Origin of the sequence: Microcoleus sp. B4-C2 (assembly GCF_036705265.1) — a bacterium.
Taxonomy (GTDB): Bacteria; Cyanobacteriota; Cyanobacteriia; order Cyanobacteriales; family Microcoleaceae; genus Microcoleus.
Genome location: NZ_JAUBUB010000002.1, coordinates 48182 through 61569, shown reverse-complemented (window position 1 = coordinate 61569; position 13388 = coordinate 48182). Strand labels below are relative to the sequence as shown.

The following is a 13388-nucleotide window of genomic DNA, read 5'->3' as shown; positions in this document are numbered from 1 at the left end:
ATCCCCGGTTTTGCTAACAATAAAAATTTAGGTTTTAGAAAAGTAATTTTGTCGTTGCTCTTGATACCTCAAAATGACTTGTCTATTCGGGATGTAGGTTGGACAAAGCTGCCGTCGCACCTGTAAAGACTGCACTAGAGGCGATCGACTCCCTAACTGTCAGGTCAAACAGATATGGTATTACTTGCTAGAGAAATGCTGCGCGATCCTTATTGGCCGATGCGGGCTGCGAAGCAACTACGTCAATCCGTGCCTGCTCCTATTCAATACGATCGCGCTTGGTGATTAAGCGGATTTGCGATCGATTTTAGGTGAGCCGATTTAATCAATTAACAGGAGTGAATATGTCTGAGATTCAAAACAAGGTTGTGATCATTACAGGAGCAAGTAGCGGTTTAGGTGAAGCCACTACTCATCGTTTAGCCGCCAGCGGAGCCAAACTCATGCTTGCTGCCCGCCGCGAAGATAGACTCAAGGACTTAGTGGCTGCAATCGAAAAAACAGGTGGCACAGTTGCCTATCGAGTCACCGATGTTGCCGAATAAATATAGCGACTACTGTATTTCATCAATCACCGAATATGCTGTAATAAAACTGAGTATCGATTAGCAAGCAACTTTGCCGCATCCGGCTATCACGCAATAACAATGAAGAAATCGGAGAGATACATCGAAAAACATGGGCAATACAAATGCTGTAATTGTTTTTAATAACGCACTTATTTTAGATATATAGCAACCCTAAATCATTCGCCTAATTATTGTAGGGGCAATCCCACGCCCGGTTGCCCCGGTAGATAGGGGGTAGGCACGGGGAGTAGGGGTAGCACTACCCCTACAAATGTACCTGAATGATTTAGGATTGCTATAATAATTACCAAATTATACAATAAATTGAGATTTATGTTTATGTTTATACTATTTTATTTTTTATATTTTATGGAGACTATAAAAGGCATGGGTGAAAAAAGATATTCTATAAATTCTGCTATATTCAAGCTGTTGTGTGTGAACTAAGGATCGCGAATTAAATAATTTACACTCTTGACAGTGGGATGGGCGTCCCGCCCGTCCAGAAAGGGCGGGCGGGACGCCCATCCCACAAGAAGCATCACGCATTCTAAGTTATTTAATTCTCATTCCTAATTAACAATAAATATTGGTTTAATAAACTAATTTTTGCGGATAAATTTAGATTGTGTAGCAGGAATAGCGAGAATCATGTAAACTTGTGTAACAAAAATAAACACTTGTGGCTGCCCACAGGTGAATATGTTAGAATCAATGCCGAACTCAGTTGAACAAAGTAAAAGAAATCAAAGCTATGACATACGTTGCATGCAATTTGTGCGGTAGTAATGACTATACTGTGAGATTTGAGCAGGGAGTAGCCCAGGTAAATCAAATTGTCAATTGTAAAGCCTGTGGATTGATGTATGCTAATCCGAGAAGCACAGAAGTAGATAGTGTATTAATAGAAAACTACGATCCAGAGTTTGTATTATCTGCGATAGTTAACCAAGATTCGCAGAGACTGGAAAAAGAAGCACTGCAGGTAAAAGATTATGAAAAAACCAGAGCTTTTCTTCACAAACATTATCCCCAGAAAGGTAAGTTAATTGAAGTGGGAAGTGGCTTGGGGTATTTGTTAAACTTCTTTAAGCAAGATGGGTGGAATGTAGTTGGGCTTGAACCTAATGTGGGTATGTGCAGATATGCAGAATCGGAGTTTGGAATCGAAATCATCCCAACCATATTAGAAAAAGCTGAACTAGAAGATCGATCGGCAGACGCTGTATTGATGATGCACGTGATCGAACACGTATCCGATCCTTGCAGTACGTTGAAAGAAGTTTATCGGATCTTGAAGCCGGGTGGGATATTCGTGATGGAAACCCCCCGCTACGATACATTGATTTTCAAATTATTGGGTAAAAGAGAAAGAAGTCTCAGTTGCGACGGACATATTTACTTTTTTACGACCACCACGCTAGAAAAACTTGCAACTAAGGCAGGATTTACCGTGCTTAAAACAGATTATGTGGGGCGATCGCTAACACTCGACAGGCTATTTTATAATTTGGGCGTTGTGAGCAAAAGTCAGGTCATTAAACAAATCCTTAAGGATGTGGCAGTTAAACTGCATTTAAATAAAATTTCGTTATATTTAAATACACGGGATATGGAACGTATATATTTGAAAAAACCCGATTCTGGCTCAGCATAACAAAACTTAAGTGCACAGAAAAGATGAGATCACCTCAAATGTTTGAGTGCGCTTGTACCCTGACAGTTATCACCAATTACATTAATCCCCTTGCGCCAGACTCTACGAAGACAAATTTTAGCGAGGGAGGCTGTGGGCGACACCACAAGGGTTTCCGGGCTATACAACGAATCAAGCCAGATGCGGAGTTTTGCGGCTGCGCCGTCTTTTGATGAAGTGCTGCATTAGCTTGGCCATCGGAGAAATCAGCAAGGTGTGCCGGTGGGTTCGATGCACATCCCCTCGCGATGTGTGGGGACTCGCTATCGGTTTCTCTGACTGCATCGTTGTGTCGATCGCACCTTCCCAGGTCAAACTCAACAATCTAATCAATCTAGCAACCATAATATCGGATAATTGTAAAGCAATTCACCAAGCCAAAAGCATGAGTATTGACCAATTAAACACAGACTACGGCATAGCCGGGAACCTCACCTTCGCCACCGGAAACGGTGGTTTCCCGATGATTCACATCGACAACGGTCAAGCCAAAGCCTTAATTTCTGTGTATTCCGGTCAAGTGCTCTCCTTTCAACCAGCCACCGAAACCACAGACTTGATGTTCCTCAGCGACAAAGCCTACTACGCCGAAGGGAAAGCCATCAAAGGCGGTATACCCATCTGTTGGCCATGGTTTGGCCCAGATCCCGAAGCCTTGGGGCGTCCGAGTCATGGGTTTGTGCGGAATCGCCTCTGGAATGTGCTAGAAACCGCCACAACCCCCGACGGCGCAACCAAAGTCACTCTCGGACTCAAGGATAGCGATGAAACTAGAGAAATTTGGCCCCAAGCCTTTGAACTGGCGATCGCAATTACGATCGGCACCAGCCTCACTGTAGAATTAATCACCCGCAATCTAGGCGACAAAGCATTTCCCCTCACCCAAGCTTTCCACACCTATTTCCAAGTCGGGGATATCAACCGCGTGCAGGTTTTAGGTTTAGAAAATAGCCAATATCTTGATAAAGCGGATGGTGGGGTGGAAAAAACTCAAGTGGGTGCAGTGGTAGTAACAGGTGAAGTCGATCGCATTTATCTCGATGTCACCAATGAATTAGTCATTGACGATAGCGCCCTCAATCGTCGGATTCGCATTAAATCATCGGGTAGTAAATCCGTCGTAGTGTGGAATCCCTGGGTGACAATTTCTGCAAATATGGCCGACCTTGATGATGCAGATTATCAGCGCTTACTCTGCGTAGAAACGACCAATGCAGCTACAGATATTGTGGAAGTTCCCGCTCATGGTGAGTTCCGCTTGCAGGCAATTTACAGCGTTGAACGCGACTAAGAAATTAGAGCTTAAGCTTAGCGGTGATGGGGTCAAAATTCTCAGTAAGCGGGTCAACATTTCAATTGGATATTTTGGGCGTTGCTCAAATCCCACCCACAAGACTGGGATTGTTTCTTTAAATACAACTTAAATGCCGATTAGCTGATTGAATTGAAAAACTCTGTCACCGTAATGACTAATAATACCATGTCCGATCGAGCGATTAAAAGGGCGGGTTTTTGAGATTGTCAATTATTGGCAGATATTTTTCGTGAGGGGATCCCCTACCGTATTAGGGGTAATCGACCGGACATGATATAATACCAAATCACAAATTTCTCCCCTGTTTATTTATTAGTCCGCGAAAGACGATCGGCGAAACTGACTCGAACCGTCTAGCAGCAAACGAAAGTTTGTACGATCAGTTTCTACAGCCGAGTCCTATTTTTCTACTAACCATCAATTATTATGCAAATCTTCAACTGGACAAAACTTCAAAATGGATCAGACATTCGCGGTATCGCCCTCGAAGGCGTTCCCAATGAAAAAGTCAACCTCACCCCCGAAATTGCGACAATCTTAGGTAAATCATTTGTCAGTTGGCTGGTGCAAAAAGTCAAGAAACCAGCGCCAGAATTAACGATCGCGATCGGGCGTGACAGTCGCCTATCAGGGCCAACCTTAATGCAAGCAGTCATGGAGGGAATCGCCTCAGTTGGTGCAACCGTGTACGACTTTGAAATGGCCTCAACCCCCGCCATGTTTATGAGTACCATTACCCCTGGTTTTGATTGCGACGGCGCGATTATGCTCACTGCTAGCCATTTGCCCTTTAATCGAAACGGCTTAAAGTTTTTCACAGCCCAAGGTGGGTTACAAAAGCAGGATATTACAGATATCTTAGCACTAGCGCAAAGCAATTATTTTCAGCCATCCTCATCGCCCGGTAAGATTACAAAGCATGATTTTATCTCTGTTTATGCTAACCAATTTGTCACAAAAATCCGGGAAGCAGTCAATCATCCCGATAACTTTGAGGAACCACTAACAGGATTAAAAATTGTTGTGGATGCGGGCAATGGTGCGGGCGGTTTTTATGTTGATAAAGTCTTAAAACCTTTAGGTGCAGACACTACGGGCAGTCAGTTTTTAGAACCAGATGGTACTTTCCCCAATCATGTGCCAAATCCCGAAGATAAACAGGCAATGCAGTCAATTTGTCAAGCGGTAATTGAACATCAAGCAGATTTTGGGATTATTTTTGATACCGATGTCGATCGCAGTGCGGCCGTCGATGGAGTTGGCAAGGAACTGAATCGCAATCGCTTAATTGCCTTGATTTCTGCCATTATATTACAAGAACACCCAGGCTCTACCATTGTCACCGATTCTATCACCTCCGATGGCTTGACACAATTCATCGAACAAGATTTAAAAGGAATTCACCATCGCTTTAAACGCGGCTACAAAAATGTGATTGACGAGTCGATTCGCCTCAATGAAGCCGGACAGGAATCATGGCTGGCGATTGAAACCTCTGGACATGGAGCTTTGAAAGAAAATTACTTTCTGGATGATGGCGCTTATTTGGTCAGCAAATTATTGATTGAATTGGCTAAGTCAAAGCTAGCAAACCAATCTTTGCCGGATTTAATTGCGAATTTAAAAGAACCCGAAGAAAGTGCAGAATTTCGGATTAAAATTGGTGTGGATGATTTCAAGGCTCACGGCGATCGGGTTATTGAGCAACTGCAACAATTTGTCTCAACCCAAGCAGACTGGAAAATAGTTCCCAATAACTACGAAGGTTTGCGAATTTCCTGCACGTCAACTAGCGAATCTGGCTGGTTTCTGTTACGCTTATCACTCCACGATCCGGTGATGCCTTTGAATGTTGAGTCTAATGTTAAGGGTGGTGTTGCTCACATAGTCGCTCGGCTTTTAGCTTTTTTCAAAACAACAGAATCCCTTGATTTTTCGGCACTATCGCTCTAAGTTTTACTCGTGTTAGACTATTAGTAAACCAAACCCAAGGAGGAATTTAATCATGTGGCTTTTAATCATAAAATGTTCTGCTGAAAGCTGGGATACCCATTCCAAAGCTTTCAAAGCGATCGCTGCCAAATATCCTGCCACGCCTTCCTCTTCCAAAAAGATGAAAGGTGATGGTCAACGCATCATGGAATATCAGCTTGAGAATGTCAACGAGGTAGAGGAATTTATGGAAGAATGCTTGACCTTAGATGGTTTTACTGCTACCTTTGAATCCCTGTAAATTTAGGTAATCAGATTATAGAAATTCTCAATTTTTATCTCATACAATTTTAGATGTGAGATTTTAAAATAGGGAATCAATACTATTTTGCCAACAACAGGCTACAATAACTAGAGAGTTTGAGGAACGTTCTCGGCAAATAAACGGCAAAGAAAGAATTGATTTAACAGCAGAGGAGTTAAAAATAATTATGTTGTAGCGCCGTGAACTATAACTAATGCCAATTGTTAAAAGCTATGCAACAGTAGCTAGGACTAATAAAATATAATTCCATCCGCTTAGAGATGAAGAGTGTTTCTGTTGAAACTTGGGTTCTCCTAGATTTGTAGTGGAAACGGTAGTGTGAGCGTCTGGCTGAAGCGGGCTTTCCTCCCCGCACTACAGAAATTTTTATTGCGGATTGCTAGAGTTAGTCTAGATAGTTAAAAATATATCAGTGAGACAAAGGTTAAGGACTGCTAGTGATGGTAATGACTGTGAATCGAGACAACTGCGGGCTAAGTACGGAAATAATTACGGGTCGGATTTTGCGGTGGGGGCAGTTGAAAGCAAACAAGCTAACCGCTGGTTCGATCGGGGGAATTGTTGCTGGCTTTCTGAGTTTTGCCCTGCCGGTACAAGCTTTGCAGGTAGTTGTGACGCCGACAAATCCCCAACTGGGAGATACGCTGTCAGTAATGATTCAGGTTGACGGTAACGGCGGGGAAACTCCAACAGTTTCTCTACAGCAAAAAAACTACCCCGCTTTTCCGATCGGCAACGGCCGCTTTCGGGCCCTGCTACCGACGACGCCGCTAGAGAAACCCGGTGCCCGCCAAATCCAAGTCGCAGGTGACGGACAAGTTCAGAACTTGAGTCTCCAAGTGCGGGATCGAAATTTTCCTACTCAATCCATCTGGCTACCGCCTGGGAAAGACAGCGAAGGTACAGACGCGGAGTTCGATCGCGTAGACGCATTTAAAGCACTCGTGACACCCGAAAAATTTTGGGACGGCAAATTGTTGCGCCCCAACTCCGGCGAAATTACCACTATTTACGGGGTGCGACGTTATTATAATGGGGTATTTGCTCAAGACTACTACCACCGCGGCGTTGATTACGCGGGTGCTTACGGTTCCCCTGTAGTGGCACCAGCCGCAGGTCGCGTGTCTCTAGTGGGACGCGAATCCCAAGGGTTCAAAATCCACGGGAATGTCGTTGGTATTGACCACGGCCAGGGGGTAGCCAGTATTTTGATGCACCTGGCCCGGATTGATGTCAAGGAAGGCGATGTCGTGAAACCAGGTCAAGTAATTGGTACTGTGGGCTCAACGGGGGCTTCCACAGGCCCTCACCTGCATTGGGGACTTTACGTGCATGGGCAGGCAGTCGATCCTGTACCTTGGCGGCTTCAGGGAGTTGAGTAGGAGTTTTTACAGGTTTTGACGGATTTATCAGTCAATTATGGGGTAAGTTTGTGGCTGGGGTGTGCAGATAACTTTATGGGTTATCAGTATTGAGTTAGGATTTGTATAAAAATTCTCAACTCAACTCTCAAAACTCGAATCTCAAGACGCTAACAATCGCGTCTTCACAAAACTTTATTGATGATGCCGTTGAGCGGGGACGCATATATGAGTATTGAAAAAATTGTTGAACAGGCTTTGCAAGATGGCTATTTAACGCCGTCTATGGAAGCTGAGGTGGGACGGATCTGCAATACGGCTTCGGAATTGTCGATCGAAGAGTACATGGCTCTCGATCGTCTGATGGGATCTTTGTTGACTGGCGAAGTTGTGGTTCTGCCACGCAAACAGTTCATCAACGTGATGGAAGAGTTGGTGCTCAGCGATGCGATCGCTAGGGTGGCCGAAATTGAAGCGACGAGCGACCTGAGTCTGGATGTGGGAGATATCGCAGCTTATGCTTTAAATAGGCTGCCACCTCTGTACGCTACGACTGAAGAGGGAGCTCACTTTCAAAGGGCTAGGGCTAAAGAGCAACTTCACGATTTGATTTCCAAAGAAGTCAACGCAGCGATCGCCCGCAACTTGGACAGGCCCGACACCCCAAACCCCACAGCTTTGGGCAAGTCTTCTGGAAACGAAGTTCTTTCACAGCTAAGCACTTGGCTGCAAGCTAACGCCACTAATTTTGAACCCCAGCCTTAGTACCAATCCAACAGCTCTATTTTGATTAAGTCGATCCCGCTCCATTCAGAAAGCGGGATTTTTAGTTTCTGAGCCAGCAAGATTCATCAGATGGCAGAAACCAGAATTCAAAAACAAAAAATTAAAATTTAAGAGTTTTCTATTTTATGTAAAAAATAAAAAACTCCTTCTTCTTTGTTCGTGACATCGGTTACATCTGACATCTTGCAGCAATATCAATAAGAGGATTTTTCGTGGGTCGGGCGGGTTTATAGAACCTATTTGCAAGCTTTCAGGCTGTTGGCGAACCCGCCCCTACGGCTAATTGAGAATGGTGCAAGATATCAGTTACATCCGAAGAAAGCGAATCCGTTGCCGAACTTCCTTCTTCTTTTAAACGATTAATTGCTGCTGTCAGAAGAGTCAGCCGAAGGACCAGCGGTAACTTTTGTCTCTCGTTTTTCGCGTTTTTTCCGTTCCGCTTGGATGACATCTTGAAGCACTATTCGTGCTTGGGCCATTTTTTCCAAATTGCTGCGGTACAAATCTAAATCTTTGCTAACTTTGTCTTCTGGCAGGTGCAAGGCCGCACTGACTTTGGCGATCGCGTCGTTTCGCGTTTCTTGGTCTTTTACTAAGTTAGGGTCAGCTTTTTCTAATAGCGAGAACAAACCGATCGCGAACAAGCGGCTGTACTTAAATTGAGGGTTGCTGGCGATCGCCCCTAAAGACGCTTGCAAATCCGCTGTATCTTCAAAGCTGGTCGAGCGATCGAGCCACGAGAGCAACTCTTGGCCCGAAAGTCTATCCGCCAAGCTTTCCAATCGCTGAGCGTCTTGCTTGTAGCGCTCTGGATCGTCTTCTAGGGATTTGCATAAAGCGTTAAAAATGGAAAGTCTGTCTGCTTCTGGGGCGTACCCAAGCATGAATCGATCGAAAGCTGTCACTACACCCAAAGCATAAATCGGGTCGTATTGAAAATCGGCATTCGCCGAAAGCAAGTGCATTTCTACCATCAACTCTTCCACCACTCGACGGTAAATTGAGTTGATCGGTCGAGTGTGAATCGTATAGAAACTTCGCTTAGTATCTGAAACAGTACGGTTATTGTTCACCTGAGTCTTATAGATAAATAATTTTGCCGTAGCGGGCGTGCCAGCGCGGCGTGAGTAAAGTCGGGGGAGTCAGTCGATTTGAGATTTTAGATTTTAGATTTTAGATTTACCCCACAGATAAATCTGGGAGCTTGAACTTTGGTCTAAAATTTTTATCTTTCCACGACTTAAGTACGTGGCACGGTATCCGTTGTTGGGCTGGGTCAATTCTGCGATCGGGCTGACAAAATTTGCCAGTTTTTTTAAGCGTTGCCGCCTCCTTGCGAGACAAAATTTTATCAAAAATATTTTACGCGCGATCGGCAGCAACAATTAATATGTCGCAATATGAGGGAAAAAACCCAGTATCTTTACAATCATAGCTCTTCTGGGATCGCTCATAAATCTCATCTTCTGACTTGCCCAGCCTTGATATGGTCTTACATATCACAATAACTTTTTCTTGTCAATCCCTAATCGTCAAAAAACAAACATGACAATTTCTCCTGAATTAATAGCTTTAGCCCAGTACATGGCGGGCGAATTTGACAACCGAGAACAAGCGCTAGCAGAGCCGGCGTGGTACGTCCACCTTCGTATGTGGCAAAGACCACTACCCGTTCCTTTATTTTCCGAACCCAGCATTGCCCTGTTTGCCGAACAAGCCAACATTCTGGAATTAGACAAGCCATACCGCCCCCGCATCGTGCAACTGAGGCACTCACAGATAGCGCCGGGACTTATCGAAGCTCAGTATTATATGTTTAATGACATTACAGCCGTCAAAGGAGCCGGTTGCAACCCCGACTTGCTTGGAAAGCTAACGAAGGAGCAAATCCAACTCCTCCCTGGCTGCACCCTGTCGGTTGCGGTGGAAAATTTAGGCTCAAACGGCTATCGATTTCGGGCATCTTTGCCGGAGGGCACTCGCTGCGGCTTTGCCTACGGGGGGCAAAATTACCAAGTAGACTTGGGATTTGAAGCCGCAGGCGAGGAATTTCTCAGCTACGACAAAGGAATAAGCCCCACCACAGGCAAGGCTATCTGGGGAGCTTTAATGGGCCCTTTTAGATTTGTCAAGCGTCAGGATTTTGCTGCTGAGATATTGGTTTGAAGCAAGAAGCAACAAGAAACTAGGAAGAAAAATATAGCTATCTAGGATAGAAGGCAAGACTTTACCTTGACCTATTCTTCTACTTTAGTGTTTTGGTGAACCTCTCAACCTCTCAAGAAAGGAAGAAAGCATAAGGAAGCTGGCAAGAATTTACCTGCTTCCTGTTCTTGTCCAGGGTTCCGGCGCTTTTTGTGAGCCTCAAGCTTAAATTGCGCTTACACCGCAAGCGATGCAAACGGGAGTGGTCAACTTGCGCGCGGCACCCCCTCTAGAGCTTCTTCTTCCGTTTCAAAGATTTCAAACACAGAATCCATCATGGTGACTTCAAACACCAGTTTGGCTTCGGGATGAACATTGCAAATGCGGAAACTTCCCTTAACTTTATCCGCATCCCGCATACCTGCTACAAGTGAGGTCAGGCCAGAGCTATCGATAAAGTTAACCTGACCAAGATTCACTACAACATGGCGGCTAAGTTTGGAAATACACTCTTGCAACTTGAGGCGGAATTGCCAAGCTGTAGTGATGTCCAACCGTCCTGTCGGTGCTAAGACGATAACTGTTGTACCGTCTTGAAGCGTGTGGGTTTTTTGATCAATATGAATCACTGACCCTTCCCTCAAATTTATTATCTATCGCGGTGGTTACTGTCCCAGTAGTTTAACTCAGGTCGGTGACTGCTGAGGCATCCAATTCGCCCAATCTTGCGGTTTTAAGAACTTGGAGTAGAGTTCGGCTTCGGGAGAGTTGGGTTCTGGCTCGTAACAGTATTCCCAGCGTACCAAAGGTGGCAGGGACATGAGAATCGATTCGGTGCGTCCGTTGGTTTGCAAACCAAAGGTCGTGCCTCGATCGTACACCAAGTTAAATTCAACGTAACGGCCGCGGCGGTAAAGTTGGAAATTACGCTCGCGCTCGCCGTATTCTTTCGATCGGTGCTTTTCAACAATTGGGGTGTAAGCTGGCAAAAATGCCCGGCCGCAGTCCTGTACGAAGGCGAACAGCGACTCCCAAGTTCTAGGTTCCGGCGCCCCGATGTTGTTGCTGCACTCGGCTGCTTTGCCTTTGACATGATGGTCGCGGTAAAGCGCGCCTTGAGCGCTTTGGTAGTCAAAAAACAGGCCGCCCACGCCACGGGTTTCTTGGCGGTGGGGGAGATAGAAATATTCGTCGCACCAAAGTTTAAATGTCGGATAATATCCGGGATGGTGGCGATCGCAAGTTGCTTTCAGAGTTTTGTGAAAATGAGCTGCATCCTCAGCCAAGGGGTAATAAGGAGTCAAATCCACACCGCCGCCAAACCACCAAATCGGCCCGGCCTCAAAATAGCGGTAATTCAGGTGAACCGTAGGCAAGTAGGGATTGCGGGGGTGCAGCACCATCGAAGTGCCTGTTGCATAAAAATCGTGACCTGCAGCTTCGGGGTGCTTGGCCAGAATCAAAGCCGGCAAACTTTCGCCCCACACTTGGGAAAAATTGACTCCCCCTTGTTCAAACACATCGCCTTCGCGCATGACGCGAGAACGTCCGCCCCCGCCTTCGGAGCGTTCCCAAGAGTCCTCCTTAAATTTGCCAACGCCATCGAGCTGTTCGAGGGATTGACAAATTTCGTCTTGTAGGGTTTTCATAAATTGGCTGACTCTAGCTCTAGAGTCAGCGGGCGGCAAAAACGGGGAAGTGGCGGTTTTAAGTGTTGTAGAAACAGTCATCCGATTTAAGATTTAAGATTTTAGATTTTAGATTGAAGAATTGCGACCACGGCTCAATTCGCCTATTGTGACCAAATTGCTTTCGGTCGTAGAAATTCTTGCCGATCGCATTTGAGTTTGAGATTGACCGTGAGTCCCAAATCCTGTCGTCATGTAATTATGCCACCGTAGGTCTGCAAATGATCGCTATGAAGTTACATTAAAAAATAGCAATAAAAATATACTTAAACCTGCGATCGAAAATTCGCAAACCCAATTGCAGAGCTATGGTGGAAAACACAATGCCCAATACACTCGATGTTAGTTCAGTCTTAGAAATCCTGCGACCCGTGCAAGACCCCGAACTGCAAAAGAGTTTGGTGGAATTGAACATGATTCGTAACATAAAAATTGACGGCGGTGTCGTCAGTTTTACTTTAGTGCTGACAACGCCTGCTTGCCCGCTGCGAGAATTTATTGTCGAAGATTGCCAAAAAGCGGTCAAACAGTTGCCAGGAGTCGAAAAAGTGGCGGTGGAGGTGACAGCGGAGACGCCGCAGCAAAAGGGAGTGGTCGATCGCCAAGGCATTGAAGGCGTTAAAAATATTATCGCAATTTCCAGCGGCAAAGGCGGCGTCGGCAAAAGCACAGTGGCGGTAAACGTCGCAGTAGCGCTAGCCCAAACCGGCGCTAAGGTGGGTTTGCTGGATGCGGATATCTATGGGCCCAACGACCCCAATATGTTGGGTTTAGGGGACGCAAAAGTGATGGTTAGGGACGGAAAAAGCGGGGAAAGCCTGGAACCCGCCTTCAACTACGGCGTCAAATTAGTGTCGATGGCATTTTTAATTGACAAAGACCAACCCGTGATTTGGCGCGGCCCGATGTTGAACGGGATCATTCGGCAGTTCCTGTATCAGGTGAATTGGGGCGATTTAGACTATCTGATTGTCGATATGCCTCCGGGTACTGGAGACGCGCAGTTGACAATGGCGCAAGCGGTGCCGATGGCTGGTGTGGTGATCGTGACTACACCGCAGACTGTGGCATTGTTGGACTCTCGCAAGGGTTTAAAGATGTTCCAGCAGTTGGGAGTGTCGGTGTTGGGAATTGTGGAAAACATGAGCTATTTTGTGCCACCCGATATGCCCGATAAGCAATACGATATTTTCGGTTCCGGTGGCGGGGAAAAAACTGCTGCTGAGTTGGGAGTGCCGCTGTTAGGCCGCATTCCGCTGGAAATTCCGTTGCGGGAAGGTGGCGATTCGGGGGTGCCGATCGTGGTGGGGCAACCGGGTTCTGCTTCAGCTAGGGAGTTGCGGGCGATCGCGGGCCGCATTGCCGGTAAAGTTTCCGTAGCAGCCTTAGCCTAACTCACATCTTGGATTGTTAATCAGCTTTTGATGGGCGGGCGTCCCGCCCAACCCCTACTCCCCACAAGAAACCTGTTGAATTTGTGGAACAGGCATCTTGCCTGTTGAATTTGTGGAACAGGCATCTTGCCTGTTGAATTTGTGGAACAGGCATCTTGCCTGTTGAATTTGTGGAAC

General features: G+C 45.8%; 14 protein-coding genes. 9 read left to right on the top strand and 5 right to left on the bottom strand.

The features are described 5' to 3' along the window. The first annotated feature begins 344 nt into the window (after positions 1 to 344). Both QUB20_RS01405 and QUB20_RS01400 read left to right on the top strand, forming a co-directional pair. Positions 345 to 545, top strand: coding sequence for an SDR family NAD(P)-dependent oxidoreductase (locus tag QUB20_RS01405; protein WP_445299363.1), 201 nt, complete (start codon positions 345 to 347; stop codon positions 543 to 545). A gap of 778 nt (positions 546 to 1323) precedes the next feature. Further along, complete coding sequence (locus tag QUB20_RS01400) at positions 1324 to 2226, top strand: class I SAM-dependent methyltransferase (protein WP_333291105.1); 903 nt, start codon at positions 1324 to 1326, stop codon at positions 2224 to 2226. Positions 2227 to 2397: 171 nt separating this feature from the next. Here the strand turns inward: QUB20_RS01400 and QUB20_RS01395 are convergent, their stop codons facing one another. Then, positions 2398 to 2610: a hypothetical protein gene (locus QUB20_RS01395; RefSeq protein ID WP_333242588.1), complete on the bottom strand. Its 213-nt coding sequence runs from the start codon at positions 2608 to 2610 to the stop codon at positions 2398 to 2400. A gap of 40 nt (positions 2611 to 2650) precedes the next feature. Here QUB20_RS01395 and QUB20_RS01390 point away from each other — a divergent pair, with 40 nt between their 5' ends. From QUB20_RS01390 to QUB20_RS01370, 5 genes are all read left to right on the top strand, one after another. Beyond that, positions 2651 to 3556: a D-hexose-6-phosphate mutarotase gene (locus QUB20_RS01390; RefSeq protein ID WP_333242591.1), complete on the top strand. Its 906-nt coding sequence runs from the start codon at positions 2651 to 2653 to the stop codon at positions 3554 to 3556. 450 nt (positions 3557 to 4006) lie between these two features. Beyond that, a complete protein-coding gene (locus QUB20_RS01385) occupies positions 4007 to 5533 on the top strand; it encodes a phosphomannomutase/phosphoglucomutase (RefSeq protein WP_333242595.1) in 1527 nt (508 codons plus the stop codon). A 52-nt stretch (positions 5534 to 5585) separates the two neighbouring features. Next, positions 5586 to 5813, top strand: a complete 228-nt coding sequence (locus tag QUB20_RS01380; RefSeq protein ID WP_333242598.1) for a hypothetical protein — start codon at positions 5586 to 5588, stop codon at positions 5811 to 5813. A 464-nt stretch (positions 5814 to 6277) separates the two neighbouring features. Next, on the top strand, positions 6278 to 7219 hold the full coding sequence (locus QUB20_RS01375; RefSeq protein WP_333242601.1) for a M23 family metallopeptidase: 942 nt from the start codon (positions 6278 to 6280) through the stop codon (positions 7217 to 7219). A 207-nt stretch (positions 7220 to 7426) separates the two neighbouring features. Then, on the top strand, positions 7427 to 7963 hold the full coding sequence (locus QUB20_RS01370) for a late competence development ComFB family protein (RefSeq protein ID WP_006631395.1): 537 nt from the start codon (positions 7427 to 7429) through the stop codon (positions 7961 to 7963). Positions 7964 to 8343: 380 nt separating this feature from the next. On the opposite strand, the gene psb29 is transcribed toward QUB20_RS01370, so the two are convergent. Next, positions 8344 to 9057, bottom strand: a complete 714-nt coding sequence (gene psb29, locus QUB20_RS01365) for a photosystem II biogenesis protein Psp29 (RefSeq protein ID WP_333242604.1) — start codon at positions 9055 to 9057, stop codon at positions 8344 to 8346. Between the two features lie 472 nt (positions 9058 to 9529). On the opposite strand from psb29, the gene QUB20_RS01360 reads away from it, so the two are divergent. Then, a complete protein-coding gene (locus QUB20_RS01360) occupies positions 9530 to 10150 on the top strand; it encodes a chromophore lyase CpcT/CpeT (RefSeq protein ID WP_333242607.1) in 621 nt (206 codons plus the stop codon). A gap of 245 nt (positions 10151 to 10395) precedes the next feature. On the opposite strand, the gene QUB20_RS01355 is transcribed toward QUB20_RS01360, so the two are convergent. Both QUB20_RS01355 and hemF read right to left on the bottom strand, forming a co-directional pair. Then, a complete protein-coding gene (locus QUB20_RS01355; protein ID WP_006631392.1) occupies positions 10396 to 10758 on the bottom strand; it encodes an STAS domain-containing protein in 363 nt (120 codons plus the stop codon). 57 nt (positions 10759 to 10815) lie between these two features. Next, positions 10816 to 11859, bottom strand: coding sequence for an oxygen-dependent coproporphyrinogen oxidase (hemF, locus tag QUB20_RS01350; protein WP_333242610.1), 1044 nt, complete (start codon positions 11857 to 11859; stop codon positions 10816 to 10818). A 281-nt stretch (positions 11860 to 12140) separates the two neighbouring features. Here hemF and QUB20_RS01345 point away from each other — a divergent pair, with 281 nt between their 5' ends. Then, positions 12141 to 13211, top strand: a complete 1071-nt coding sequence (locus QUB20_RS01345; protein ID WP_333057242.1) for an Mrp/NBP35 family ATP-binding protein — start codon at positions 12141 to 12143, stop codon at positions 13209 to 13211. Positions 13212 to 13227: 16 nt separating this feature from the next. On the opposite strand, the gene QUB20_RS01340 is transcribed toward QUB20_RS01345, so the two are convergent. Continuing rightward, on the bottom strand, positions 13228 to 13365 hold the full coding sequence (locus QUB20_RS01340) for a hypothetical protein (RefSeq protein WP_333291103.1): 138 nt from the start codon (positions 13363 to 13365) through the stop codon (positions 13228 to 13230). Positions 13366 to 13388 lie beyond the last annotated feature (23 nt).

Coding starts and splice junctions, on each gene's coding strand:
- QUB20_RS01390 (WP_333242591.1), top strand. CDS start 2,651: ATGAGTATTGACCAATTAAACACAGACTACGGCATAGCCGGGAACCTC.
- QUB20_RS01340 (WP_333291103.1), bottom strand. CDS start 13,365: ATGCCTGTTCCACAAATTCAACAGGCAAGATGCCTGTTCCACAAATTC.
- QUB20_RS01360 (WP_333242607.1), top strand. CDS start 9,530: ATGACAATTTCTCCTGAATTAATAGCTTTAGCCCAGTACATGGCGGGC.
- hemF (WP_333242610.1), bottom strand. CDS start 11,859: ATGACTGTTTCTACAACACTTAAAACCGCCACTTCCCCGTTTTTGCCG.
- QUB20_RS01400 (WP_333291105.1), top strand. CDS start 1,324: ATGACATACGTTGCATGCAATTTGTGCGGTAGTAATGACTATACTGTG.
- QUB20_RS01370 (WP_006631395.1), top strand. CDS start 7,427: ATGAGTATTGAAAAAATTGTTGAACAGGCTTTGCAAGATGGCTATTTA.
- QUB20_RS01345 (WP_333057242.1), top strand. CDS start 12,141: ATGCCCAATACACTCGATGTTAGTTCAGTCTTAGAAATCCTGCGACCC.
- QUB20_RS01405 (WP_445299363.1), top strand. CDS start 345: ATGTCTGAGATTCAAAACAAGGTTGTGATCATTACAGGAGCAAGTAGC.
- QUB20_RS01395 (WP_333242588.1), bottom strand. CDS start 2,610: ATGGTTGCTAGATTGATTAGATTGTTGAGTTTGACCTGGGAAGGTGCG.
- QUB20_RS01385 (WP_333242595.1), top strand. CDS start 4,007: ATGCAAATCTTCAACTGGACAAAACTTCAAAATGGATCAGACATTCGC.
- QUB20_RS01380 (WP_333242598.1), top strand. CDS start 5,586: ATGTGGCTTTTAATCATAAAATGTTCTGCTGAAAGCTGGGATACCCAT.
- QUB20_RS01375 (WP_333242601.1), top strand. CDS start 6,278: ATGGTAATGACTGTGAATCGAGACAACTGCGGGCTAAGTACGGAAATA.